The organism is Bradyrhizobium sp. PUT101 (assembly GCF_052043945.1).
Classification (GTDB): domain Bacteria; phylum Pseudomonadota; class Alphaproteobacteria; order Rhizobiales; family Xanthobacteraceae; genus Bradyrhizobium.
The window spans coordinates 870,976-895,845 of the sequence record NZ_CP197207.1 but is presented as its reverse complement, the minus strand read 5'-3'; the positions used below and the strand labels follow the sequence as shown (position 1 = coordinate 895,845).

Genomic DNA, 24,870 nt, shown 5'->3' with positions numbered 1-24,870 from the left:
CATGGCGGGCCCCAAGGAGCAGCCACTGCCACCCGACGTCATGGACCGCGAGGACGCGGTCGAGATCCTGCGCGTGTTCGTGCTGGACGGCGGGCTGTCGATGGCGTTCCAGCGCGCCTTCGAGGAGCCCGACATGTGGGGCCTCTTGCTCGTCGATCTCGCCCGCCATGCCGCGCGCGCCTATGCGCGCGAAAGCGAATACACCGAGGAGGACGCGTTGAACCGGATCCTCGACATGTTCCAGGCCGAGATCGAGCGTCCCACCGACACCGGCACCACGACGCCGCGCGGGAAGGGGCACTGACCATGGCGATCGAATCCTATCACTTCGATTTCATGCTCGAGGCGATCCGCGAGGCTGAAGCCTCGATCGCGCAAGGCGGCCTGCCGATCGGTGCCGTGCTGACGCGCGACAACAAGATCATCGCCCGCGGCCATAACAACCGCGTGCAGGAGAACAACGTGATCCTGCACGGCGAGATGAGCTGCCTGCGCGAAGCCGGCGCGATCAAGTTCCACGACACCGTCATGTACACCACGCTGTCGCCATGCTCGATGTGCGCCGGCGCACTCGCGCTGTTCAAGGTCAAGCTGGTGGTGATCGGGGAATCCGTCACCTTCGAAGGCTCCAAGGACATCCTCGACAAGTTCGGGATCCCCTGGATCGACCTTGCCGACGACCGCTCCATCACCATGATGAAGAATTGGCGTTCCATCCCAGCCAATGAGCGCCTGTGGCAGGGCGACATCGGCAACTAAACCTGGTCTGTTCGTCTTCACATCGAAGACGACGTTTTTGAGAAGTTCTTCGTGAGGTCAGCATGCCCATCAACATCCTGATGCCCGCTCTGTCGCCGACGATGGAGAAGGGCAACCTCGCCAAGTGGCTGAAGAAGGAAGGCGATAAGGTCAAATCCGGCGACGTCATCGCCGAGATCGAGACCGACAAGGCGACCATGGAGGTCGAGGCGATCGACGAAGGCACGATCGCCAAGATACTGGTGCCCGAGGGTACGCAGGATGTCCCGGTCAACGACGTGATCGCCGTGCTCGCCGGCGAGGGCGAGGACGTCAAGGCTGCGGGTAGCGCCAAGCCCAGCGCCTCGGCCGCGCCGCCCAAATCTGCTGAAAAGACGGCAGGCAAGCCCGCTGAGGCTGCTGCTCCGGCGCCCGCCGCGCCCAAGGCCGCTCCGCCGCCCGCCGCCGCACCTGCGCCGCAGGCGGCAGCGCAAAGCAACGGCCATGGCGGCCGCGTGTTCTCGTCGCCGCTGGCGCGGCGTCTGGCCAAGGACGCCGGCATCGATGTCTCGATGATTGCAGGTACCGGTCCACATGGCCGCGTGGTCGCCCGCGACGTCGAGCAGGCCAAATCGGGCAAGGGCCTCAAGGCGCCAGCTGCTGCTCCGTCAGGTGCGCCCGCGATCGCGCCGACGATGTCGGACAAGCAGATCCTGTCGCTGTTCGAGCCCGGCTCCTACGACATCGTCCCGCATGACGGCATGCGCCGCACGATTGCGCAGCGCCTGACCGCATCGATCCAGAACGTCCCGCACTTCTACCTCACCATCGACTGCGACATCGGCAAGCTGCTCGCCGCGCGCGAGGAGATCAACGCTGCCGCGCCGAAGGACAATGAGAAGAAGCCGCTCTACAAGATCTCGGTCAACGACTTCGTCATCAAGGCGATGGCGGTGGCGCTGCAGAGGATCCCGAACTGCAACGTCAGCTGGACCGAAAGCGGCATGGTCAAGCATCACCATTCCGACGTCGGCGTTGCCGTGGCGATGCCCGGCGGTCTGATCACGCCGATCATCCGCAAAGCGGAGACCAAGACGCTCTCCACCATCTCCAACGAGATGAAGGATTTTGCCGCGCGCGCCCGCTCGCGCAAGCTCAAGCCCGAGGAGTACCAGGGCGGTACCACGGCCGTCTCCAACCTCGGCATGTACGGCATCAGCCACTTCACCGCCGTGATCAACCCGCCGCATGCGACGATCCTTGCGGTCGGCACCAGCGAGGAGCGCCCCGTCGTGCGCGGCGGCAAGATCGAGATCGCGCACATGATGAGCGTGACCCTGTCTTGCGATCACCGCGCCATCGACGGCGCGCTCGGCGCCGAGCTGATCGGCGCGTTCAAGCAGCTGATCGAAAACCCCGTGATGATGATGGTCTGACGCGGCGGCAGAGGGGGCAACCTTGCATGTCCGGACCCGCTGGCCATGGATATCGCTGCTGCTCGGAGCCGTCGTCGCGCTCAACCCGATCGGGCTCGATTTTCTTCAATCTGCGTTCTTTGCCGGCGAGCAACTGGCACGGAACATCGCCCAGCCGATCGTGCTCGCCGCACTGGCCGTGATGGTCCTGGTGATGGTGCTCGAATGGCTGGTGAGGTCTCTTTTGGTCAAGCGCCGCGCCCGCGGCGCCTCTTGAGTTGAACGGGAGCCGCTATGGCCGACACATCTTTCGACGTCATCATCATCGGCTCCGGTCCCGGCGGCTACGTCACCGCGATCCGTGCCGCGCAGCTCGGCTTCAAGACGGCAATTGTAGAAAAATCCTATCTCGGCGGCATCTGCCTGAACTGGGGCTGCATTCCGACCAAGGCGCTGCTGCGCTCGGCCGAGATCTATCACTACATGCAGCACGCCAAGGATTACGGCCTGTCGGCCGAGAAGGTGTCGTTCGATCCGAAGGCGGTGGTGCAGCGTTCGCGCGGCGTCTCGAAGCGGCTCAATGACGGCGTCGGCTTCCTGATGAAGAAGAACAAGGTCAGCGTGATCTGGGGCGCCGCCTCGATCGACGCGCCCGGCAAGGTCACCGTGAAGAAGTCCGACGTCGAGGGCCCGAAAGGCGCGCTGGGCGAGGGGATCTACCAGGCCAAGCACATCATCGTCGCGACCGGTGCGCGGCCGCGCGTGCTGCCCGGGCTCGAGCCCGACAAGAAGCTGGTGTGGACCTATTTCGAGGCGATGGTGCCGGAGCGGATGCCGAAATCGCTGCTGGTGGTCGGCTCCGGTGCGATCGGCATCGAGTTCGCCTCCTTCTTCCACACCATGGGCTCCGACGTCACCGTGGTCGAGGTGCTGCCGCAGATCCTGCCCGTCGAGGATGCCGAGATCGCGGGCCTGGCGCGCAAGCGGCTGGAGAAACAGGGCATCAAGATCATGTCCTCGACCAAAGTGACGAAGCTGGAGAAGAAGGCCGACAGCGTCGTCGCCACCATCGACGACGGCAAGGGCAAGCCCGTCACGACCGAGTTCGAGCGCGTGATCTCGGCGGTCGGCGTCGTCGGCAACATCGAGAATATCGGCCTGGAGAAACTCGGCGTCAAAACCGACCGCGGCATCATCGTGGTCGACGGCTACGGCAAGACCAACGTTCCCGGCATCTATGCCATCGGCGACGTTGCCGGCCCTCCGATGCTCGCGCACAAGGCCGAGCATGAAGGCGTGGTCTGCGTCGAGGCGATCAAGGGCCTCAATCCGCATCCCATGGACAAGAACCTGATCCCGGGCTGCACCTATTGCCAGCCGCAGGTCGCCTCCGTCGGCCTCACCGAAGCCAAGGCCAAGGAAAGCGGCCGCGAGATCCGCGTCGGCCGCTTCCCCTTCGTCGGCAACGGCAAGGCCATCGCGCTCGGCGAGGACCAGGGCCTGGTCAAGGTGATCTTCGACAAGAAGACCGGTCAGCTTCTCGGCGCCCACATGGTTGGCGCGGAGGTCACCGAGCTGATCCAGGGCTACGTCGTCGCCATGAACCTGGAGACCACGGAAGAAGAACTCATGCACACGGTGTTCCCGCATCCGACGCTGTCGGAGATGATGAAGGAAGCCGTGCTGGATGCGTATGGAAGGGTGTTGAATATTTAAGGCACGCGTCATTCCGGGGCGCCTCGAAGAGGCGAACCCGGAATCTCGAGATTCCGGGTTCGATGCTTCGCATCGCCCCGGAATGACGGACAATAGAGATCATCGGCATAACGAAGAAGAAAGAAGCCATGCACGACAACGACAACCTCACCATCGAACGCCCGACGTTCGTCACCCATCTCGAATGCGCGATGGAGGGCGACCATTATGCCGCGGACCAGGTCCACAACCTCTCCAAGGCCGGCAAGCCGCTGCTCGTCCGCTACGACCTCGCGGGCGTGAAGAAGGCGCTGACCAAGGACGCGCTCGCCCAGCGCCCCGGCGACATGTGGCGCTACCGCGAGCTGCTGCCGGTGCGCAAATGCAAGGACATCGTCTCGCTCGGCGAGGTCACGACGCCGCTGATCCGGCTGCCCAAGCTGGGTGCAAAACTCGGCGGCGGCGAGATCATCGTCAAGGACGAGGGGAGGCTGCCGACCGGCTCGTTCAAGGCGCGTGGGCTCGTGATGGCGGTGTCGATGGGCAAGGCGCTCGGCATCAAGCATATGGCGATGCCGACCAATGGTAACGCCGGCGCGGCGCTTGCGGCCTATGCGACGTCCTGCGGCATCAAGACCACGATCTTCTGCCCGGCCGACACGCCCGAGGTGAATGTCAGCGAGATCGAGCTGCAGGGGGCGACCGTCTACCGCGTCAATGGCTATATCGATGATTGCGGCAAGATCGTCGGTGAAGGAAAGGCAAAAGTCGGCTGGTTCGACACCTCGACGCTGAAGGAGCCGTATCGCATCGAGGGCAAGAAGACGATGGGCCTCGAGCTCGCCGAGCAACTCGGCTGGGACGTGCCCGACGTGATCTTCTATCCGACCGGTGGCGGCACCGGCCTGATCGGCATGTGGAAGGCTTTCGACGAGCTCGAGAAGATCGGCTTCATCGGAAGCAAGCGCCCGCGCATGGTTGCGGTGCAGGCGTCGGGCTGCGCGCCGATGGTGCGCGCCTACGAAGCCGGAACCGAGCACGCTACGCGCTGGGAGGACGCCCACACCATTGCGTCGGGCATCCGCGTGCCGCAGGCGATCGGCGATTTTCTGATCTTGCGCGCCGTGCGCGAAAGCAAGGGCTTCGCGATCGCCGTCGACGACGACAAGATCTCGTCGGCGCTGAACGAGGTCGCGCGCGAGGAGGGGCTGCTGCTGTGCCCCGAGGGCGCCGCCACCTACGCCGCCTACAAGCAGAGCCTCGCCGACGGCCGCGTCAGCAAGACCGACCGCGTGATGCTGTTCAACTGCGCGACCGGCCTGAAGTACCCGCTGCCGCCGGTCACCCGCACGCTCGACCGTCACAAGCCGATCGATTACGCGCAGTTCTAAGCATGATCCGGAAAAGTGCGCAGCGGTTTTCCGAAAAGATCATGCTAAACAACAATCTAAAGCGCGATGACGATTTATCCTAATCGCATCGCGCTTTAGCGCGACAACAGGCTACGAATGATCCCTCTTCCCGTACGCGGGCAGAGGGCCAAAAAAAACAACGACATCGCTGGGGAGAAGACAATGAAGAAGGCCGCTTGGGCTGCGCTGATTGCTGTTCTCGCTGTGACCGGCGCCGCGCGCGCCGATGACTATCCCTCACGTCCCATCACCGTCATCGTACCTTTCGCCGCCGGCGGACCGTCGGATGCGATGGCGCGAGTCCTCGCTGACCGGATGCGGGTGACGTTGGGGCAGCCCGTGGTGATCGAGAACGTCACCGGCGCGGGCGGTTCGATCGGCGTCGCTCGCGCCGTGCAATCGCCGCCGGATGGATACACCATCTCGTTCGGCCACCTCGGCACCCACGTCGCCAACGGTGCCGTCTACAAGCTCAAATACGATCTCGTCGCCGACCTCGAGCCGGTGGTGCTGTTGCCGAGCAATCCGATGATCGTCGTCAGCAAGAACGCGGTGCCTGCGACCTCGCTGAAGGAGCTGGTGGACTGGCTGAAGTCGCGGCCGTCGCCGCCGACCGCAGGCACCGCCGGCGCGGGCTCCGGCAGCCATATCGCCGGCGTCTATTTCGAGAACGTCTCCGGCATCAAGCTGCAATACGTGCCGTATCGCGGCACCGCGCCCGCGCTGAACGACCTCATCGCCGGCCAGATCGACCTCATCGTCGACCAGACCTCCAACTCCATCAACCAGGTTCGCGCCGGCACCATCCGCGCCTATGCCATCACCGACGACAAGCGCCTGCGCTCGGCGCCCGACATTCCGACCGCGGAGGAGGCGGGCCTGAAAGGCTTCAACATGACGCTGTGGTCGGGCATGTGGGTTCCGAAGGGCACGCCGAAGGAGATCGTAACCAAGCTCAATGCGGCCGCCGTGGAAGCGCTGAACGATCCCGGAGTGAGGAAGCAGCTCGAAAGCCAGGGCCTGGAGATGCCCCCCAAGGATCAGCTCACGCCCGAAGCGCTCGGCACCCGCCAGAAGGCCGAGATCGCAAAATGGTGGCCGATGATCAAGGCGGCGAACATCAAGGTGGATTGAAGCGGGCAACGCATGCCTCGCGGTATGTCGTGAGGTTCTGCAAGGGCGGCGCGGGCCATCTCGCGGGAAGCCCTCGCGAGAAGCGGGATTGATTCTGATCGCCGTCATCGTCGCGTCTGCTGGCCGCCGGGCGCACGCTGCAAGGTTTCGTGACCTGCCGCCAGCGCACGGTCCAGGCACTGCATCAGATCCGAGGCGGCGAACGGTTTGCCGAGAAAACAGATTGCCCCGGCTTTGAGGGCGCGCACCCGTACGCTCTCATCCGGGAAGGCTGTGATGAAGATGAACGGCGTCGCCGAACCATGCGCGCGCATCTGCGTCAACAGATCGATTCCAGTCATCAGCGGCATCTGCACGTCGGCGATCACACACGAGGTGCCATTCGAATCGGGCGACCTCAAAAACTCCTCGGCTGAGGCGAATGTGTGGACGACGTACCCGCGCGATTCCAGGAGATTGTTGATAGCGGCCCGCACGTAAGGGTCGTCGTCAAGCACCGAAATGACCGAAGCCGCTGACAAGACGTCCGCTCCTCACCCGGCATCACGCTTGCCGTCGCCACGGCTACACATAAACCGATAAGGTGGACCTGCCAGCGACGATTGGAAACTCATACTTAGGTTTGTGCGTCGGGCTTGTTGGACCCTATCCCGAGCGCCTCGCTCATTCTCACCAGATCGGCCAGCGACTTCGCGCCCATTTTCCGCATGATCTGGCCGCGATAGATTTTGACGGTGATTTCGGCCAATCCGAGCTGGGCGGCCACTTGCTTGTTCATCAGGCCGGCCGTCACCAGTGACAATACGTCTCGCTCCCGCGAGGATAGTGACTCGAAGCGGGATCTCACGGTCGAGACCGTCCTGTTGAGGTCGCGGCGCTTGCGGTCTCTCTCGATCGCGGCCTGGACTGCATCCAGGATGTCCTGGTCGCGGACCGGCTTTGTCAAGAAGTCGATCGCGCCGCTCTTCATGGCCCGAACCGTCATGGGAATATCACCGTGACCGGTGATGAAGATGATAGGCGTGTGGATATTCGCCTTGGCGAGATCGGATTGAAGATCAAGGCCGCTGGCTCCGGGAAGGCGGATGTCGAGCACGAGGCAACTGGGGACTTCCGGCGGCTTGGCGTGGAGGAGTTGTGGTGCCGAGCCGAATGCTTCGACCTTGAGGCCGACCGACTCGAATAAATTGGTGAGCGCACGGCGCATGGACGCGTCGTCGTCGACGATAAAGACAATTGGCTGATCGCCGTCGTTCTCCTGCGGTGACGGAGGTTCCCCGCGCTGGGTCACGAAGTTTCCTCTCGATGGAGGGGCAAGGTGATCTGAAAAGTCGCGCCGTGCTCCTGGTTGGGTGCGGCGAAAAGCCGTCCACCATGCGCCTCGATGATGGATCGACAGATCGACAGCCCCATGCCCATGCCGGTGGACTTCGTGGTAAAGAACGGCGTGAACAGGCGGTCAATCGCCTGTTCACTGATGCCGACTCCGCAGTCGGAAACGCTCACCAGCACCGCGCCATCGTCGCTCGCCGCCGAACGGATCGCCATCTCGCGCGGGCGATCTTGGACGTCTTCCATGGCCTCGATCCCGTTGATGATCAGGTTGATCAGGACCTGTTGCAATTGGATTCGATCGCCGAAAATTTTCGGCAGTGCCGACGACAGCTCCATTCGCACCGACACGGCGTGGCTGGCCATCTCACGCTGAACGAGCGCCACCGACTCCCGTACGACGACATTGGCGTCGAGCGGAGCCATGTCGATGTCGGAGCGCTTGGCGAGCGCTCGAACGCGACGGATCACGTCGCTGGCACGCGTGCCATCCTCGATGATCCACTCGACGGAGCGGCCGGCCGCTTTGAGGTCGGGCGGATTGCGCTGCAGCCAGGCGAGGCAGGCATCGGCGTTTGCGATCACAGCGGCGAGCGGCTGATTGATTTCGTGGGCAATGGAAGCGGTCAGCTCACCCAGAGTCGTGACACGCGTCACATGGGCGAGTTCGGCCTGGGCCTTGCGCAGTGCATCTTCGGCCTGATTGGCCCGGATGGCCGCGGTTACGTCAGTGCAGACGCCACGATAGCCCAGAAAAGCGCCGTCGGCGTCGAAGAACGGCTTGCCGCTGGTCCGGACGTAGATCGGCTGCCCGCTGCGATCCTTGCTGCGATACACCAGGTCGCGGAAGGGGATGTGGGCGTCGAGCGCCGCCCGGTGTTGTTGCCATTTCTCGGGTTCGAGATCGGCGTCAGGAGCGATATCCCAACGCGTGAGTCCGATCAGGCCGGCGGGAGCGGTGATGGTATCAGAGTGCTCCGATACTTGGGTGACGCGATGGTCTGGCCCTGTTTCCCAGAACCAGTCAGAGGCGGTTTCAGCATAGTCGCGGAAGCGCTGCTCGCTCGCACGCAGTCTGCGCTCTGCCTCCTTGGTCGCCGTGATGTCGGTCACTGATCCCACGAACTCCATGCACCCGTTTGAATCTCGCATCGCGCGGGCCACCGCTCGGACATACTTGATGGAGCCGTCGGGCATCACGAGCCGGTATTCGTGATCGTAGTCCTTTCCCTCTCGCGCGGCCCGAGCCGTTGTCTGTTGCACCGCGAGCCGATCGTCCGGATGGATCCGCTGTAGCATGAACGGGATCTTTGGCTTGGTTCCCTCGTCGCACTGGAAGATGCGATAGGTCTCCTTGGACCAGGTGATCTCGCGGGTTGCGGCCTTCCATCCGAAACTGCCGGTGTGGCTCAGTTCCTGCGCCTGGGCGAGATAGGCCTCGCTTTGTCGCAGCGCATTCTCGGCTTCCTTGCGCTCGGTGATGTTCTCGCAGGCAACCAGGACGATTGGTCCGCCATCGCCCCGCAGCATGGTCTTGGCATTCTCGCGCACCCATAGCACCGAGCCGTCCTTGCGTATCTTCCGGATCTCCCAGGTGTGGGACTGATCGACGGTCTCAAGGCACAGCTTGACACACGCGCGGACGAAGTCGCGATCCTCCTCGAAGAAGACATCCAGCACCGATCGGCCGATCAGCTCCGCGGCGGCATAGCCCAGTTGCGCGGCGCCGAACGTGTTCACGTTGATCACGGTCCCGGCTGGATCCACCATGAAGTACATGACCGGGGTGTGCTCGAAGACTTGCTGCCACTGCTTGACCGCCTCGAGCAAGTCGTCACCTTCGGGCTCGCTGCGCGGCTTAGCGGCGACGGTTTGCCTTACGCAGCCGGCGAGGAATTGCGCGGCTGACTTCCCGAATGTCGCTGCTCGGCCAGGCTTCATCGCAGACGCTCCCGGCGCTCTCTGCGTGAATACGAGTAGAGCACGTTGCAGCGAGACGAGCAATTCCCGCCAAAGTCGGATGGGCAGCTATGACGCTCGCCTGTGACTTGACCGCTGCCACCCTGTCCGGTGCGGCGCATCACGTACGCCATGGCATGATTTTCACGGTGACCGTGCGGCCGGAGCATCGTGCGCCGTCACGTTGCACATGAGCCGTCGGAGAGCCCCGGGCGAGTACGGACAAACCTAGGTATAGCTCCTCCATTCCTAATCATATCGGTCATTTACCTCCGTACAATTGAGCGTCTCGTGCCCTGGGGAATAGCCTCATGATAAATCGGGAGTGTTGCAGCGAGCGCACGAGAACCGGTCTGAAGCTTGCGGCGGAGGCGTCTTACCGGCAGGCAAAGACCAAGGACGATGCCGCTGCAATTTGTGGCAATTCACGATCCGCATGAGTCGAAGGAAACGAACTGGCAAAGCGCGAGCAAGGGAGGAAGACGACAATGTGCGTGACATCGGTGCTTCCCGAGCGTGGCCGATCAGAGTCCGAATGCTGCTCTTCAGTCAATGGCTGTGCGGTGTGTGGCGGCAAGTTTGGCCTGATCCGCTACTATTCCTGGCGCACCGCGCTCTGCTCCAAGAAGTGTGTCGATCGCTTCCGCACGCGCCGCGAGCGCGATCACCGGTGGTTGTTCCGGGTTCAGGCCGCGTGAGGCCGAATTAGAGAGCTGACATCGTCCGAGGGTCTGATCCGGGAGCGTACGTTGAACCGTTCATGCAAGCTGTTGTGCTCGATGGTTCTCCTCGGCTCCACTGCGACGGTCCGGGCACAGGAGACAGGACACGATGCCGTACATCGCCGGCACCCACCCCAGGACCAGGCGCTGCACGAGAAATTCTATTCGACCTGGCACATGCCGGATAATCCGGGCGTCAGTTGTTGCAACAGTGCTGACTGCTATCCGACCGACATCAAATACATCGACGACCAGATCTATGCCCGGCGCCGGGAGGACGGGAGATACATTCTGATTCCACCGCAAAAGGTGGAGCGAAACAGGGATAATCCGGACGGCCGAAACCATCTTTGCGCTCCGCCGCCCGCACTGTCACCGTTGGACGGCGTTTACTGCTTCGCTTTGGGAGGTGCCACATGAGATTCGCGTTCGTGCTGGTGAACGGCCGAACCCCGTTCCGGCAGGCCTGGTGCATGCAGTGCTGCGAGCCGCTCAGCGGCAGCTATCTCCGCGAGATCGCGACCCGTCTGCCTTACTGCGATCATCAGTGTTACGCGCTGTTCTGCGAGACGCTTGCGAAAGATCGCATGAGGGCGGCTTCATGAAATTCATGGTGGTCAATCACGAGCCCCCGTTGTGCGCGTCCACGTGCAGCACCTGCTCGCGGTCGATCCGGTCCGGCTATGTCCGGCATGTGCGGACGCAGCGCCGCTACTGCGACTACGATTGCTACCGGCGCGGCGAACTCGTGACGCTGCTGACGCAATGGTCGGTGCCTAGGCGCAACGAGCCGGCCGCCGGGAACGTCGAGGTCGCCGCTCGCAACGCGATCGAGATGTTCGCGGTCCTGGGTGCCGTCTTTTGCTGGAGCTGCACGATCCACGCCTGGACCTTCGCAAGAACCTTGACCGGCGCATATTTGGACGGTCGCGATCCGATCACGATGGAAGGAGGTGACACCTAGCTACGCGACGGCGCTCGCGTGGAAGCCGCAGCGACGCAACCTGGCAGGCGCCGTGTCCAGCCCCGGCGACGTCGCCTAGGGAGCGGGCGCTGCGGCCGCCACGGGTGCCGTTGCGCCGGCCTCCTGCGTGATGACGCGCCGATCGCTCTTGCCGGCGACCATGCCGCTGCCTTCGAACCTCGTGCGGTAGACCAGCACGTTCTCCATCACGCGCTGGACGTAGTTGCGGGTCTCCGACAGCGGGATGCGCTCGACCCAGTCGACCGGATCGACATTGGCATCCCTGGGATCGCCACGCGTCTGCACCCATTCGCGCACGCGGCCACGGCCGGCATTGTAGCCGGCGAAGGTCATGATCTGGTTGCCGCGGTATTCCGAAAAGAGCGCACTGAGCTCGGCTGCGCCCATCTGCGTGTTGTAGACGGGATCGGAGACCATCTTGCTCCAGTCATAGGTCAGGCCGAACCGCTTGGCGGTATCGCGGCCCGCTTCCGGCGTCACCTGCATCAGCCCGACCGCGTTGGCATGGGACTTGTCGCGCTGGTCGAACGAGCTTTCGGTGCGCGCCACCGAATAGATCACGCTGGTCTCGATCGCGGGCGCGACCTGCTTGTGCTCGGGGATGCCGATGGTGGGGAAGGCGTAATGGTCGAGCGCGAGCCCGCGCGCCAGCGCCGTCTTGCCGACCTCCAGCATCACGCGCGCATCGTTGCGCCGGCGGGCAAGCTCGCCGAGCGCTTCGAGTGCTGCGACGTCACTGCTCTCCTTGGCGAAATTCTCGGCGTAATAGAACACCATGTTGCGCTCGCCGATGCCGTAGAGCATGTCGGCCGCGCGCACGCGCTCATCCGCGGGGGGCGTGTCATCCGAGGCCAGCACGGGCGCAGGCGGACGCAGCTCGATCCGGTCGAGGCCGAGCTTTGCGCGCGCAAGCTGGCCGTAATAGGCGGTGGGATAGCGCGACGCAGCCCGATAGCTCATGCGGGCATCGGCCATTGCGCCCAGGGCTTCGGCGGCGCGACCGCGCCAGTAATGGGCCCGCGACAGCGCGATCGGATTGGACGAGCCCTCGTCGATGGCGGCAAAGTACATCATCGCCGTCGTGGGATCGTCGAGAAAGCGCAGCGCGATCCAGCCGCACATGAAGTGGTAGTCGACGCGATAGACTTCTTTTTCCGGCACCGCGGCCGTGCGCACCACATCATAGGCGGTCTTGAACTTGCCCTGGTCGAGCAGCTTGCGCGCAAGCATGCGACGCTCGCGCCACCAGGCGTCGGTGTCCTGGTCCGCCATGGTATCGGGCGCGGCGGCCAGGATCACCTCGGCGGCGTCGTCGATGCGGTCCTTCTGGAGGTACCATTGCGCGCGGCACAGCACGTAGCCGAGATCGCGGCGGCCGTCAGCGGAGACGTCATCGAGATAGTCCTTGGCGGTGCTGGCCTTGCCGGTGACCGCGGCGCAGGCTTTCACGATCGCGAGCGCATCCTCGCCGAGCCGTTTCGCCGCGCGCCTCGCGCCAGCGTAATCCTTGGCGCCGAGGCGCTTGTCCATACGCGCGCGGTGATCGTCAGCGGACAGAAGATCGCGAAACGCTTCGTAGGAATCCTCTTCGCTGCGCTCGGACAATTCGTCGGCGCGCCAGGCTTCGCGCACGAGCCGGGCGGCTCTGTCGGTATCGCCTTCAGCGAGCAACACGCGGGCGAGCGCAAACTTGCCCTTGGCGCTGGTCGGCCGGTCCATCGTGAACCGGTGCACGGTGGCGGCGTCGGCCTTCTCCTGCCACAGCCGCGCCTCGGCACGGCGGCGGAGCAGGGCGCTGCTCGGCCAGTCGGGATTGGCGGCGAGGAACGCGGCGTAATGCTTGAAATTGGCGGTGCTCTCGGAATGGCGCAGCATGAACCAGTCGGCGAGCTTCTGTCCGGCGGGATCGGCGATGCGGTCGCGCGCCGCGCTCGCGTCTTGCGTCTTGCCCTTGCGCGCGAGATCGATTGCGTCCTTCAGCGCGGCGAGATCGCCGGTCAGCGGCGGCGGTGCCGGCCTGTCCGCGGGCTCGTCGATGGTCTTCTTCGACTTGCGCTTGGCCTCGGCGTGCTTGCCGTGCCGCGCTTTGCCGGCGGAGGCAAGGCGGTGCTTGCCGGCTTTCGCCTCATGCGTCTTCTTCGGCGCGGCTGATTTATGACCGCTTTTCGCCGCGAGCTCTGTGGGAAAGAGGGCCATCGCGGCCACGGCAACGAAACACGCGAGCGAGCGTAGGCACTGGTTCATTCGATGGTCCCCCCTGCGAAACCACTACAAACCAAGGTCCGCGACGACATGCGGCTTGAGAATCAAAGATACGAACGATGCCGGGGCATCGGCCCGCATTCCACACCCTGTCGCAACAATACGGCAAAAAACGGATGCGGCGCTGGAATTTCCGCAAAGGAGAAAAGGGCAGTTCCATTGACCTTTCTAACTCTCGCGCGCCGGTTGCGCATGGACAGGGCGCCAGGAGGGCCAGATTGCGCGTGTTCCCGCAGCCAGTCCGGTGTATGGAGTTCCCTCGCTCCGTCCTTTAGCCTTTTCCCTTTGCCTCCGCACCTACATGCCGATTTTCAACCAGTCGATCCGGCGCAAGATTGTCGGCATCGCCCTCGGACTGATCGTCCTGATGTTGGTCACCTCGATCCTGTCGATGGTGATGTCCAGCCAGGTCGGCGTCCTGCTCGACGAGCTGACCAACCGTTACATCCCGGCCTATAGCCATCTGGCGCGTTCCAACAGTCGCTCGCTGGAGCGGGGGCTGGCGCTGCGGCGGATGGTCATGACCCGGATGGAGGCGCCGTCGGATGAGGAGGCCTATGCGGCGCGCCTTCGCGACTTCGAGGAATCGGACCGCAAGATCGAGGACGAGGCCGAGGCCGCGCGCAAGCTGATCAACGCGATCATCGAGGACCCCAGGACGTTTTCCGACAATGCCGCGCTGGCGCGAATCGATATCCGCATCGACACCGCCGTCACCGAGCTGCGCCGCGACCTGAGCGAGGACCACGCGAAGCTCCTCAAGCAGGTCGACGCCAGGCAGATGGCAGAGGCCCGCGGCACGCTGGAGCACATCGACATGCTGCGCGACCAGTTCAACCGGAAGGTCGATACGATCCGCGGCGATATGCTGGCGCAGGTCTTCTTCTCGACGTCGCAGGTGATCAGCCGCCAGCATCAGACCATCATCATTTCGGGTGTCGTGACATTGCTCGCGGCGATCGTCGGATTTTCCTTTGCGCTGCTGGTGTCCAGCGGCATCACGCGTCCGGTACGGCTGTTGCTCGCCGGCACCCGCGAGGTCGAGGCGGGCCGGTTCGACAAGCCCATCACCGTCTCGACGCAAGACGAGATCGGCGAGCTCGCTGCGGCATTCAATCGCATGATCGAGCAGTTGCGGCACAACGAGCAGATCCGGGAGACCTTTGGCCGCTACATCGATCCCAAGGTGGTGCAGGGGCTGATCGACCGGCCGGAGGTCGCAATCGACGGCGAGCGCCGGGTGATGACCATCATGTTCTGCGACATGAGCGGCTTCACCTCGATGAGCGAGGGTATGACCCCACGCGGCCTCGTCAAGGTGATGAACCACTATTTCACCGTGATGTCCGGCCCGATCCGGAGCAATCGTGGCATCATCGACAAATATATCGGCGACGCCATCATGTCCTATTGGGGCCCGCCCTTCGTCGAAGAGGACGAGCAGGCGCTGCTCGCCGGGCTTGCCGCCATCGAGATGGCCGACCAGGTGCCCGCGCTGCAGAAGCAGCTGCCCGATCTGCTCGGTATCCGCGCCATGCCCGCGCCGTGCGATCTGCGCATCGGCATCGCCACCGGCGAGGTCCTGACCGGCAGCATCGGCTCCGAGCTGATGATGAGCTTTACCGTGATGGGCGATGCCGTGAACCTCGCTTCGCGGCTGGAGGCCGTCAACAAGGTTTACGGCACCCGCATCCTGATCTCGCAGGCGACTGCGGACGCGATTGGATCGCGCCTCGAATTGCGCGAGATCGACCGTCTGGCGGTTGCGGGTCAGAGCGCGCCGCAGGCGATCTTCGAGGTGATGGCGAGACTGGGCGCACTCACCGATGCGCAAGTGAGCCTGCGCACGCACTATGTCGAAGGTCTCGCCGCCTATCGCGCCCGGCGCTTCGACGACGCTCGTGCCGCCTTCAACGCGGCGCTCGAGGCGGTCCCCGGCGACGGCCCCTCGCGCGCGATGCTCGGCCGCATCGCGCAGTTCGCGGCCAATCCGCCGGATGCCAATTGGGATGGTGCCTGGCGGCTCGAGCAGAAATAGGCTGCCGCGGAAAAATTGATGCTACCCCATAACGATGTTCGCTGTGACCTATTCCTCGGGTTTAGGTTTGGTGTCCTTGTGGCGTTTGATGGGGACACGCCGATGACAGAACTTCAGGACAGGCTGGAACGGTTCGAGACGCTGACTGCCGAATGCGAGCTGATCGCCAAGCTCGCCACCGACAGCACCAAGCGCGAGTTCTATCTGAGGCTCGGGGAACAGTATCGCCAGCTGGCGGTGGATATTCGGCAGGCGATCGCGACGACGGCCGCGGCCTGAGACCGGCTGAAATCCGTTCTTAACATTTAGCGCGCATTCTCGCAGCACGCGGGCATCGCCGATCGGCGGTGGCTCGTGGTGGCCGGGGTTCGTTGCGATGCAGCGCACCTCGCGAGTGTCATCGTGCTGTGCCTGACAGGGCAGGTCCCATGCGCTTCGTTGCCGTGATCATATTCGCGCTCATGACGGCGGCCTGCGACCAGGAGCGGGACATCACCGGCTCGACGACGTCGACCTGTCCGCTACGAAACTACAACTACAATCCACGCGACATGAACCAGTGCGTCAACGCCTGCAGATCGTGCGATCGCGGCACCACGGTCACCTGCACGACATCCTGCACCCTCAAGGGGGCTCGCTGAGCGGATTACCTTCTGCCTTGCGAGGCGTCGCAACGCGCGATCCCCGGCTCCCCAATCGTCCTCGCCGTCTCGACCTGATAGGGTCGATCGGAGCAGGGGGACATCGGATGAAATTCGCAAGCTTTGAAATCGACAACGCCGGAGGTCTCGTGGGAACGGCGAGCAGCGCGCAGGCTTCCAGCGAACGTGGCGTCGACGGTGCCGAGGCACCGGAACGATTCACATAGGATAGTCATTGGAAGCAGTGGGCAGGACGCGGAGTCCAATGGAATGGGTATGCTCGATCCCGGCCGGTTCCTGGTATCGTGCTCGCATTGCGATGCCTGGCCGATGGCCGCCAACGTGAAACGTTCAAGCTGGTCGGCATCCCCGCATGAGGTCCGTTTCGTCTGCACGCGCTGCCGGCGCGAAGAGACCGCGATCGTCTCGGCCTCCGGCGAACTGACGCCGATCAAGCGCCTCGACGCTCCGCCGCGGGATGTCGCTGTGGCCTGGGCTCAGGCCCAGCGCCCGCGGGGGCGAACGTAGGCGGCGCAGGGCATTGCTCGATTCGTTGTGGAGCCGGCCGATCGCGTCTGCGGCCAAGATGCCAGCGGTCGATTGACTCCCGGCCTGGGCGCCCCGTAGATTGGCCGCTGGCGGTTCTCCTCATGGAGATCAAAAGGGAACGTGGTGCGAGATGTCCCAAGGCGGGATCTTCTCAATGCCATGGCTGCCCCCGCAACTGTAAGCGGTGAATCTCTCGTCCTATGCCACTGGGAATTTCGGTCCTGGGAAGGCGACGCAGAGGTAACGACCCGCGAGCCAGGAGACCTGCCGTCAGCCGTGGTCACACGCGAGGATGTCGGTCGGGGAGTACAGACATTAGCTTCACCGGAGCAATCGATCGCTCCGCCGTAAAGCCTCGTTCGCTGTGACGTGCCACTGACGTCATGCCGAGGTTATGATTTTGTCCCGTTTTGTCACTGCCGCCAGGCGCTGCTGCGCCGGCATCGTTGCGGCCGCTTCCTTCTATTCGCTCGATCCCTCCATCGCCCACGCGCAGCAGGCCGGTGCCGAACAGCTGCCGCCGGTCGAAGTGACCCAGCCTGACGATCAGAGCCGTACGCGGGCCAGGGCGGCCGGCGATGGCGATGCGGTGAGGCGCCGGGTGAGCCCGAATGGTGCGCCGGGCGGGACCGGCTCGTCCGGCTCGGGCAGTGGAGCGGCCGCCGGCAATGACGGCATCGTCGGCGCGGCCACGACCATCATCACGGCCGCAGACATCGCCCATGCGCCGTCGCAAACGCTGGCCGAGATCATCGCGACGCAAGTACCGGGCGCCCAGATCACGACGTTCTATGGCGGCCAGATCGGTGCCAAGACCAGTGTCGATCTGCGCGGCTTCGGTGCCTTCGCCACGGCCAATACGCTGGTGCTGGTCAACGGACGGCGGCTGAACGACATCGACATGGCGCAGGTGGATCTCTCCACGATCCCGCTCAATGCCATCGAGCGTATCGAGATCACGCGCGGCAATTCCGGTGCAGTGCTGTATGGTGACAATGCGGTTGGCGGCGTCATCAACATCGTCACCAAAAACGGCGTCGGCGGCCCGCCCGCGACAGCGCGCATCGAGGCCGGTTTCGGCTCGTTCAACGCTGGGCTCGGCAACGTCTCGACCGCGCTCAATTCCGGTCCGTGGTCGACCTCGTTCCACGGCAATGCCGTCAGGACCGACGGCTACCGCGACAACAATCGCTATTCCCAGGAGAACGGCGTCGGCAACCTGAACTACACGATGCCTGGCCTGACCGCCTTCCTGACCGTCACCGGTGACAATCAGGAGCTGCGACTGCCGGGCGGCCGCACCGTGGATCCGTCGATCGGTCTCGACGAGCTCGCGACCAACCGGCGAGGGGCCGGCACGCCCTTCAACTACGCCAACCAGCAGGGTTTTAGCGCGACCGCCGGCTTCACGAAAACCCTGGTCAACGGCGTCGATCTCATCGTCGACGGCGGCCTGCGCGACAAGAAGCAGCAGAGTGCGTTCTTCTCGAGCCCGACGCCGGTTCCGGCTTTCTTCACGTCGACCTATGTCGAGGCCGATCTGACGACATGGTCGATCACGCCGCGGCTCAGCGTGAAGAGCCTGCTCTTCGGAATGCCGTCGCAGTTGCTGACCGGCGTCGACTATTACGATGCGAGCTTTCAGCAGAACCGCGGTGCCGGCCAGGGTCTCGCCCCCTGGCACAATTACGTCCTCAGGCAGCAGACGGTTGCTGGCTATGTCCAGCACACACTGGCCGTGACGGCTACGACCGACATCTCCTACGGCTCCCGGGTGCAGAACATCGGCCTTTCGGCACGTGACGATTTTGATGCGGCGGCTCCGTTCAACGCCGACATCGGCGCGCTCCCGCTCAGGAGCGACGAGACGCAATATGCGCTGCACCTCGGTGCCGAGCATCGTCTCAATGAGACCGTCGCGCTGTTCGGCCGGGCCGCGCGCGCCTTCCGCACGCCTGATGTCGACGAGCGGGTGTCGTCGGGCCCTTCATTCGACCCGTTCTTCAATCCGCTCCCGCAAACGTTCCGGCTCAAGACCCAGACCTCGCAGGACATCGAGGGCGGGCTGCGCATCAGAGGAGGCGGACTGCAGATGCAGAGCAGTCTCTATCTGATGGACCTCGCCAACGAGATCCATTTCAATCCAATCCTGTTCTACAACACCAACCTGGATCCGACCCGCCGTTACGGCTCGGAGACCAGTGTCTCCTATCGCATCAACGACGCCCTGCTTGTGCGTTCCGGCATGGCCTATACACGGGCTGTCTTCCGCGAAGGCGTCTGGGCGGGCAACGACGTGCCGCTGGTGTCGCGCTACACCGCGAGTGCGGGCCTCACCTGGAACATCTGGCAGAACTATCTGGTGCTGGACGCCACCGCGCGCTTCTGGAGCGAGCGTCGCATGGATAACGACCAGGCCGGAACCCAGAAGCCGATTCCCGCCAACGGCACCATCGACCTCAAGCTCAGCGGTCAATTTGAGCGCTACTTCTGGTCGCTCAGCGTCAACAATGTGCTGAACGCGCTCTACTACGATTACGCCATCGCAAGCACCTTCACGGACGGTCGCTTCAGCGCCTATCCGCTGCCCGGTCGCACCTATCTGCTCAAGGCCGGCGCCACGTTTTGATTTTGCTGGAGCTGTCACAGGCCCCCCAAACGGACTAGAGTTCGAAGAGAAAGAGATCATCATGGCTCTCAACATCCTGCGGTCCAACGACGACGGCTTCCGCCTCCATCCGGTGGCGCCGCGTCTTGCGCCGATGTTCGGCTTCGCGCTGTTGACGGTGTCGTGCGCGCTCGCGAGTTTTGCGTTCGCCTGCGCGACGCCGTTCGCGGCTTTCGCCGTCGTCGCGGCTGCGATGCTGACGCTGCGTCCGGCGCTGCTCGTCGTCACCGGCGCCTGGCTCGTGAACCAGACGATCGGCTTTAGCGCGTTGCATTATCCTATCGATGGCAGCAGCATCGCCTGGGGTTTCGTGATCGGCGCGGCTGCGCTCCTGGCGACCGCAGCGGCGTCGGGCGTGCTTCGCATGCTGCCGCAGGGCCGCACGCCGCTCATGCTCGCGATTGCGTTGTTTGCCGCCTATGCGGCCTATGAGCTCGCGCTGCTCGCCGCGACGCCGTTCCTGGGCGGAGAGGGCGCCTTCACCGCCGCCATCGTGACGCGCATTGGGCTGACCAGCGCCGCCTGGCTCGCCGGCCTCGTCGCCGTCTGCGAGGTCGTGCGCCTGTTCGATCCGTTCGGGCGCAAGGGAGCGATGTCGGCCTGACGGAGCCTGGCGCAATCCGGCAGCGGGATATCGCCCGACAGGCGAAACACCTGGTCGTTTCACAACTTTCGGTGTCAATCCGTCTCGGTGAAAATATTCCACTTTACCGAAATTCGGAAACGGCGTATGTGTCGCCCATCCTGGCTCATCCAGGAGGGGCGATCATGAGGTCGTCATTTTCGCGAGCCGGGCTTGCGGTGGACGCGGCAGCGTCGTGCACGAGAGGTCAAGGGCCGGGCGGATTGCTCTCCGTGAGCCCGAAACTGCGTGCGGACGAGCGGCGCTGTCAGGTTCGTCTCGTCTGTAAGTTTCCGGCTCCGTCGACAGGGCTGGGAAAACTGCGGCGAAATGGCGGGCCGTGCGTACGGCAAAACCGTGTGGTCCTGGCCGTCGTTGCTACGGTCAAGCTCTTGCGGAGGCGGCAGTCGCGTCAACCGGCGCGGTGCCGGTGAGTTTCGCGAAAGTGAGGGAGGCCAGAACGAACTCGGCTCCCGGGAGAGCACGGCATAAGCCGTCCGACCATCGCGCAGGGAAGGCCGTGTGTTGGGCTTCACCTGTATGCTGCTGTTGCGGTCTTCTTGCGCTACATCTTCGCGCAGCGGACCGCGGGTGCCGCCGGCACCCGGCCTTCCCTGCGCCCTTTTGGCTTCATGAGGGTGGCGCGACCAAGCAAAGCTCGGGCGAAATCAGCCGCGAGAACGGGAAGACGTGTCTGGTCAGTCCGAGCTTGAAAACGACGTCAGCTCACCTTGCTCCGTAACTGCGACTCACTTTCGTACGCGAGATCGCGGAGCTGAAAGCGGGTGCAATCATCGTGCAGCAAAAGCCGAGGTTGTGGATGGCCATCTTCGCGAGGTATCTTGGTAGGCCTGCCCGTGGCTTCTGAGCCACGATTGTGCCGCCGGTGCAACAGTCGCTCCAGATTTAACCCTCACCACCGGCGGTTCGCATCGTCGCCGCTTTTTGGCCACACCCTAACATGAATAAAATCACTCTCATGTTTTAAGGGCAGTGGCGGTCTTCGAAGGCGACGAGAAAATCCCAAGGTCGATTCAAATCTTGGCTCTGATTTTTCGGGTCTGAAAGGGTTGGCCGGGGAAACTGGTTGCGATGGTTGCAAAGATTGACAAGCAGAGGCTGCCGAGCCGTCACGTGACGGAAGGCCCTGCGCGCGCCCCCCATCGGTCCTACTTCTACGCCATGGGTCTGACCACCGAGCAGATCCACCAGCCTTTCGTCGGTGTCGCCTCCTGCTGGAATGAAGCCGCTCCCTGCAACATCGCGCTGATGCGCCAGGCCCAGGCGGTGAAGAAGGGCGTGGCGTCGGCCGGCGGCACGCCTCGCGAATTCTGCACCATCACCGTCACCGACGGCATCGCCATGGGCCATGACGGCATGCGCTCGTCGCTGCCGTCGCGGGAATGCATCGCCGACTCGGTCGAGCTGACGGTGCGCGGTCATGCCTATGACGCGCTGGTCGGCCTTGCCGGCTGCGACAAGTCGCTGCCGGGCATGATGATGGCGATGATCCGCCTCAACGTGCCCTCGATCTTCATCTATGGCGGCTCGATCCTGCCCGGCAATTTCCGCGGGCAGCAGGTCACCGTGCAGGACATGTTCGAGGCCGTCGGCAAGCACTCGGTCGGCGCCATGTCGGACGAGGACCTCGACGAGATCGAGCGTGTGGCCTGCCCCTCGGCGGGCGCGTGCGGCGCGCAGTTCACCGCCAACACCATGGCGACCGTCTCCGAGGCCATCGGCCTCGCGCTGCCATACTCGGCCGGTGCCCCGGCGCCCTACGAAGTCCGCGACGCCTTTTGCACGACCGCGGGCGAGAAGGTGATGGACCTGATCGCCCAAAACATCCGGCCGCGCGATATCGTCACCCTAAGGGCGCTGGAGAATGCCGCCGCAGTTGTTGCGGCGTCTGGCGGCTCGACCAATGCTGCGCTGCACCTTCCGGCGATCGCGCACGAGGCCGGGATCAAGTTCGACCTGTTCGACGTCGCCGAAATCTTCAAAAAGACACCTTATGTCGCGGATTTGAAGCCAGGCGGCCGTTATGTCGCCAAAGACATGTTTGAAGTAGGTGGCATACCGCTTCTGATGAAGACGCTGCTCGACAACGGCTTCCTGCACGGTGATTGCCTTACCGTCACGGGCCGCACGATCGCCGAAAACCTCAAGAGCGTTAAGTGGAATCCGCACCAGGACGTGGTGCACCCGGCAGACAAACCCATCACCGTCACGGGCGGTGTGGTCGGTCTGAAGGGTAATTTGGCGCCAGAAGGTGCGATCGTGAAAGTCGCGGGAATGTCCAACCTCAGGTTTACCGGTCCGGCCAGGTGCTTCGACCGTGAGGAGGATGCTTTCGAGGCGGTTCAGAAGCGTACCTACCGTGAAGGCGAAGTCATCGTGATCCGCTACGAGGGGCCGAAGGGCGGTCCCGGCATGCGGGAAATGCTCCAGACCACAGCGGCGCTGACCGGCCAGGGCATGGGCGGCAAGATCGCGCTCATCACCGACGGCCGCTTCTCGGGCGCCACCCGCGGCTTCTGCATCGGCCATGTCGGGCCGGAGGCGGCGGTCGGCGGCCCGATTGGGCTGCTCGAGGACGGCGACATCATCGAGATCGACGCGGTCGCCGGCACCCTTAACGTAAAATTGAGCGACGCCGAGTTCGCCCAGCGCAAGACCAAATGGAGCGCTCGCGCGACCAACCATACATCGGGTGCGCTCTGGAAATATGCTCAGCAGGTCGGACCAGCGGTCGGTGGGGCGGTAACCCATCCGGGCGGCGCGCACGAGAAACAGTGCTATGCGGACATCTAGGCGTGCCATTGTTGCGTTTGTGTTGGGAGCGGCCGCGCTGGCCGCGCCGGCGCTTGCCTTCGACGGCGCGCCGGTCAACCCCAAGGACGCGACCATCCCTGTCGTGACCACCTTGCCGGGCGCCGCGGGTGCCGTGCGCACCAAGGTTCCGCCGGCAGTCGCGACCCGGGAAACCTCGCTCAGCGCGCTGCAATATGCCGCCGAGGGTGGCCACCCCATCGCGCAGTGGAAGCTCGGCCGCATGTACGCCAACGGCGACGGCGTCGCCCAGGACGATTTGCGTGCCTTCGAGTATTTCAGCCGGATCGCGAACGCGCATGCCGAGGACAGCCCGTCGGCGCCGCAGGCGCAGATCGTGGCCAATGCCTTCGTCGCACTCGGCCGCTATTATCTCAGCGGCATCCCGAACTCGAAGATCAAGTCGGACCCGGAGCGGGCGCGGGAGATGTTCTCCTATGCGGCGTCCTATTTCGGCAATGCAGACGCGCAATACGATCTTGCGCGGTTGTACCTGAAGACACCGGACGCCTCGCGCGAGGATTTCCGTTATGGCGCGCGCTGGCTCGGCCTTGCCGCGCAGAAGGGCCAGCACCAGGCGCAGGCGCTGCTCGGCCAGATGCTGTTCAACGGCGACCGCCTGCCGCGGCAGGCCGCGCGCGGCCTGATGTGGCTGACCCTGGCGCGCGACAGCGCCGGCGCCGAGGAGACCTGGATCAAGGAAAGCTACAACCGCGCCTTCGCCAAGGCCTCCGACGACGACCGCGCCATGTGCCTGCAGATGCTGGAGCAGTGGGTGCAGGGCCGCCGGGACTAAAGCGCGATGCGATTAGGATGAATCGTCATCGCGCTTTAGGTTGTTGTTTAAGCATGATCCGGAAAACCGCTGCGCATTTTTCCGGATCATGCTTTAGGTTAGGTTCCGTAGGATGGGCAAAGGCGCCTTGGCGCCTTGCCCGCCACCTGATCGGCGCTCACGCCGCGTCGAGATCCAGATCCGCCCACACCGGAACGTGGTCCGACGGCTTCTCCCAGCCGCGCACATAGCTGTCGATGCCGACATTGGCGAGCCGGTCGCTGGCCTGTGGCGACAGCAGCAGGTGGTCGATCCGCAGGCCTTGGTTCTTCTGCCAGGCCCCGGCCTGGTAGTCCCAGAAGGTGTAGAGCCCGGGCTCGTCGGTGACGGCGCGCAAGGCGTCGGTCAGGCCGAGGCCGAGCAGGGACTGAAAGCTCTCGCGCGTCTCCGTCTTGAACAGGGCGTCCTCGGTCCAGGCGGCCGGATTGTGCACGTCGCGGGCATGCGGGATGACGTTGAAGTCGCCCGCGAGGATCAGCGGCTCCTCAGTCTTGAGGCGCTCCTTCGAATATTCAAGAAGTCGGGACATCCATTTGAGCTTGTAGGGATATTTGTCGCTCCCGACCGGGTTGCCGTTGGGCAGGTAAAGGCAGGCGATGCGCAGCACCCCGCGCTTGAGCGTGACCACGCCTTCCAGGAAGCGGGCATGCGTATCCTCGTCGTCGCCGGCAAGCCCCGACTTGGTCTCGTCGAACCGCAGCTTCGAGAGCAGGGCGACGCCGTTGAACGTCTTCTGCCCATGGGTGACGACGTTGTAGCCCAGCGCCTCGATCTCCAGCCGCGGAAAGGCCTCGTCGACGCATTTGATCTCCTGGAGGCAGACGATGTCGGGCTGGCACTCCTTCAGCCAGGTCAGCAGGAGATCGATCCGCTGCCGGACCGAGTTCACGTTCCAGGTGGCTACTCTGATGGACATAGGGAAGGCTCCGGGCGGGGGCCATGGTTAGAACAAACTGCAAACGCGCCCGTCAAGGATGCCGCAGGATCTCCCACAAAATTAACCCGGTCTAAGCAGGCGGTGGGCCATTGAT

The 24,870-nt window shown here is 63.9% G+C and carries 22 protein-coding genes and 1 riboswitch; of the genes, 17 read left to right on the top strand and 5 right to left on the bottom strand.

Features of this window, described 5'->3' with window-relative positions:
- Position 1 precedes the first annotated feature (1 nt).
- The 7 genes from ACSHT2_RS04355 to ACSHT2_RS04325 all read left to right on the top strand — a co-directional run bounded on the left by ACSHT2_RS04355 (position 2) and on the right by ACSHT2_RS04325 (position 6,394).
- Positions 2-304 carry a DUF5076 domain-containing protein gene (locus tag ACSHT2_RS04355; protein WP_061881819.1) on the top strand — a complete coding sequence of 101 codons (303 nt, stop codon included), beginning with the start codon at positions 2-4 and terminating at the stop codon, positions 302-304.
- Positions 305-306: 2 nt separating this feature from the next.
- Positions 307-759, top strand: a complete 453-nt coding sequence (locus ACSHT2_RS04350; protein WP_035672010.1) for a nucleoside deaminase — start codon at positions 307-309, stop codon at positions 757-759.
- A 62-nt stretch (positions 760-821) separates the two neighbouring features.
- Positions 822-2,174: a pyruvate dehydrogenase complex dihydrolipoamide acetyltransferase gene (locus tag ACSHT2_RS04345; RefSeq protein WP_440640526.1), complete on the top strand. Its 1,353-nt coding sequence runs from the start codon at positions 822-824 to the stop codon at positions 2,172-2,174.
- A gap of 22 nt (positions 2,175-2,196) precedes the next feature.
- Complete coding sequence (locus ACSHT2_RS04340) at positions 2,197-2,430, top strand: hypothetical protein (RefSeq protein WP_319338705.1); 234 nt, start codon at positions 2,197-2,199, stop codon at positions 2,428-2,430.
- A gap of 17 nt (positions 2,431-2,447) precedes the next feature.
- The gene (gene lpdA / locus ACSHT2_RS04335; protein WP_440640525.1) at positions 2,448-3,869 is read left to right on the top strand and encodes a dihydrolipoyl dehydrogenase; all 1,422 of its coding nucleotides are present in this window, start codon (positions 2,448-2,450) and stop codon (positions 3,867-3,869) included.
- Between the two features lie 128 nt (positions 3,870-3,997).
- Positions 3,998-5,239 carry a threonine synthase gene (locus tag ACSHT2_RS04330; RefSeq protein WP_271528197.1) on the top strand — a complete coding sequence of 414 codons (1,242 nt, stop codon included), beginning with the start codon at positions 3,998-4,000 and terminating at the stop codon, positions 5,237-5,239.
- A gap of 183 nt (positions 5,240-5,422) precedes the next feature.
- Positions 5,423-6,394 carry a tripartite tricarboxylate transporter substrate binding protein BugD gene (locus tag ACSHT2_RS04325; RefSeq protein WP_440640524.1) on the top strand — a complete coding sequence of 324 codons (972 nt, stop codon included), beginning with the start codon at positions 5,423-5,425 and terminating at the stop codon, positions 6,392-6,394.
- A 104-nt stretch (positions 6,395-6,498) separates the two neighbouring features.
- Here the strand turns inward: ACSHT2_RS04325 and ACSHT2_RS04320 are convergent, their stop codons facing one another.
- From ACSHT2_RS04320 to ACSHT2_RS04310, 3 genes are all read right to left on the bottom strand, one after another.
- Positions 6,499-6,915 (bottom strand): response regulator transcription factor, encoded by a 417-nt coding sequence (locus tag ACSHT2_RS04320; RefSeq protein WP_440640523.1) that lies wholly within the window; start codon positions 6,913-6,915, stop codon positions 6,499-6,501.
- 95 nt (positions 6,916-7,010) lie between these two features.
- Positions 7,011-7,685, bottom strand: a complete 675-nt coding sequence (locus ACSHT2_RS04315; RefSeq protein ID WP_440640522.1) for a response regulator transcription factor — start codon at positions 7,683-7,685, stop codon at positions 7,011-7,013.
- Positions 7,682-9,667 carry a PAS domain-containing sensor histidine kinase gene (locus ACSHT2_RS04310; RefSeq protein ID WP_440640521.1) on the bottom strand — a complete coding sequence of 662 codons (1,986 nt, stop codon included), beginning with the start codon at positions 9,665-9,667 and terminating at the stop codon, positions 7,682-7,684. Before ACSHT2_RS04310 ends, ACSHT2_RS04315 begins: the two co-directional genes overlap by 4 nt.
- 1,156 nt (positions 9,668-10,823) lie before the next feature.
- On the opposite strand from ACSHT2_RS04310, the gene ACSHT2_RS04305 reads away from it, so the two are divergent.
- Positions 10,824-11,012, top strand: a complete 189-nt coding sequence (locus ACSHT2_RS04305) for a hypothetical protein (protein WP_440640520.1) — start codon at positions 10,824-10,826, stop codon at positions 11,010-11,012.
- A complete protein-coding gene (locus ACSHT2_RS04300) occupies positions 11,009-11,371 on the top strand; it encodes a hypothetical protein (protein WP_440640519.1) in 363 nt (120 codons plus the stop codon). Before ACSHT2_RS04305 ends, ACSHT2_RS04300 begins: the two co-directional genes overlap by 4 nt.
- Before the next feature lie 75 nt (positions 11,372-11,446).
- Here the strand turns inward: ACSHT2_RS04300 and ACSHT2_RS04295 are convergent, their stop codons facing one another.
- A complete protein-coding gene (locus ACSHT2_RS04295; RefSeq protein ID WP_440640518.1) occupies positions 11,447-13,636 on the bottom strand; it encodes a transglycosylase SLT domain-containing protein in 2,190 nt (729 codons plus the stop codon).
- Between the two features lie 319 nt (positions 13,637-13,955).
- Here ACSHT2_RS04295 and ACSHT2_RS04290 point away from each other — a divergent pair, with 319 nt between their 5' ends.
- From ACSHT2_RS04290 to ACSHT2_RS04255, 8 genes are all read left to right on the top strand, one after another.
- The gene (locus ACSHT2_RS04290; RefSeq protein ID WP_440640517.1) at positions 13,956-15,692 is read left to right on the top strand and encodes an adenylate/guanylate cyclase domain-containing protein; all 1,737 of its coding nucleotides are present in this window, start codon (positions 13,956-13,958) and stop codon (positions 15,690-15,692) included.
- Between the two features lie 102 nt (positions 15,693-15,794).
- A complete protein-coding gene (locus ACSHT2_RS04285; RefSeq protein WP_162832022.1) occupies positions 15,795-15,971 on the top strand; it encodes a hypothetical protein in 177 nt (58 codons plus the stop codon).
- 149 nt (positions 15,972-16,120) lie between these two features.
- Positions 16,121-16,333 (top strand): hypothetical protein, encoded by a 213-nt coding sequence (locus ACSHT2_RS04280; RefSeq protein WP_440640516.1) that lies wholly within the window; start codon positions 16,121-16,123, stop codon positions 16,331-16,333.
- A gap of 270 nt (positions 16,334-16,603) precedes the next feature.
- Positions 16,604-16,861: a hypothetical protein gene (locus tag ACSHT2_RS04275; RefSeq protein WP_061881804.1), complete on the top strand. Its 258-nt coding sequence runs from the start codon at positions 16,604-16,606 to the stop codon at positions 16,859-16,861.
- 94 nt (positions 16,862-16,955) lie between these two features.
- Positions 16,956-17,168: riboswitch (cobalamin riboswitch) on the top strand.
- A 114-nt stretch (positions 17,169-17,282) separates the two neighbouring features.
- Positions 17,283-19,511: a TonB-dependent receptor gene (locus tag ACSHT2_RS04270; protein ID WP_440640515.1), complete on the top strand. Its 2,229-nt coding sequence runs from the start codon at positions 17,283-17,285 to the stop codon at positions 19,509-19,511.
- A gap of 61 nt (positions 19,512-19,572) precedes the next feature.
- A complete protein-coding gene (locus ACSHT2_RS04265) occupies positions 19,573-20,154 on the top strand; it encodes a hypothetical protein (RefSeq protein ID WP_440640514.1) in 582 nt (193 codons plus the stop codon).
- A 1,110-nt stretch (positions 20,155-21,264) separates the two neighbouring features.
- Positions 21,265-22,986: a dihydroxy-acid dehydratase gene (gene ilvD / locus ACSHT2_RS04260; protein WP_440640513.1), complete on the top strand. Its 1,722-nt coding sequence runs from the start codon at positions 21,265-21,267 to the stop codon at positions 22,984-22,986.
- Positions 22,973-23,800: a tetratricopeptide repeat protein gene (locus ACSHT2_RS04255; protein ID WP_440640512.1), complete on the top strand. Its 828-nt coding sequence runs from the start codon at positions 22,973-22,975 to the stop codon at positions 23,798-23,800. The genes ilvD and ACSHT2_RS04255 overlap by 14 nt, the downstream gene beginning before the upstream one ends.
- A gap of 157 nt (positions 23,801-23,957) precedes the next feature.
- Here the strand turns inward: ACSHT2_RS04255 and xth are convergent, their stop codons facing one another.
- The gene (xth, locus tag ACSHT2_RS04250; RefSeq protein WP_440640511.1) at positions 23,958-24,755 is read right to left on the bottom strand and encodes an exodeoxyribonuclease III; all 798 of its coding nucleotides are present in this window, start codon (positions 24,753-24,755) and stop codon (positions 23,958-23,960) included.
- Between the last annotated feature and the right edge of the window lie 115 nt (positions 24,756-24,870).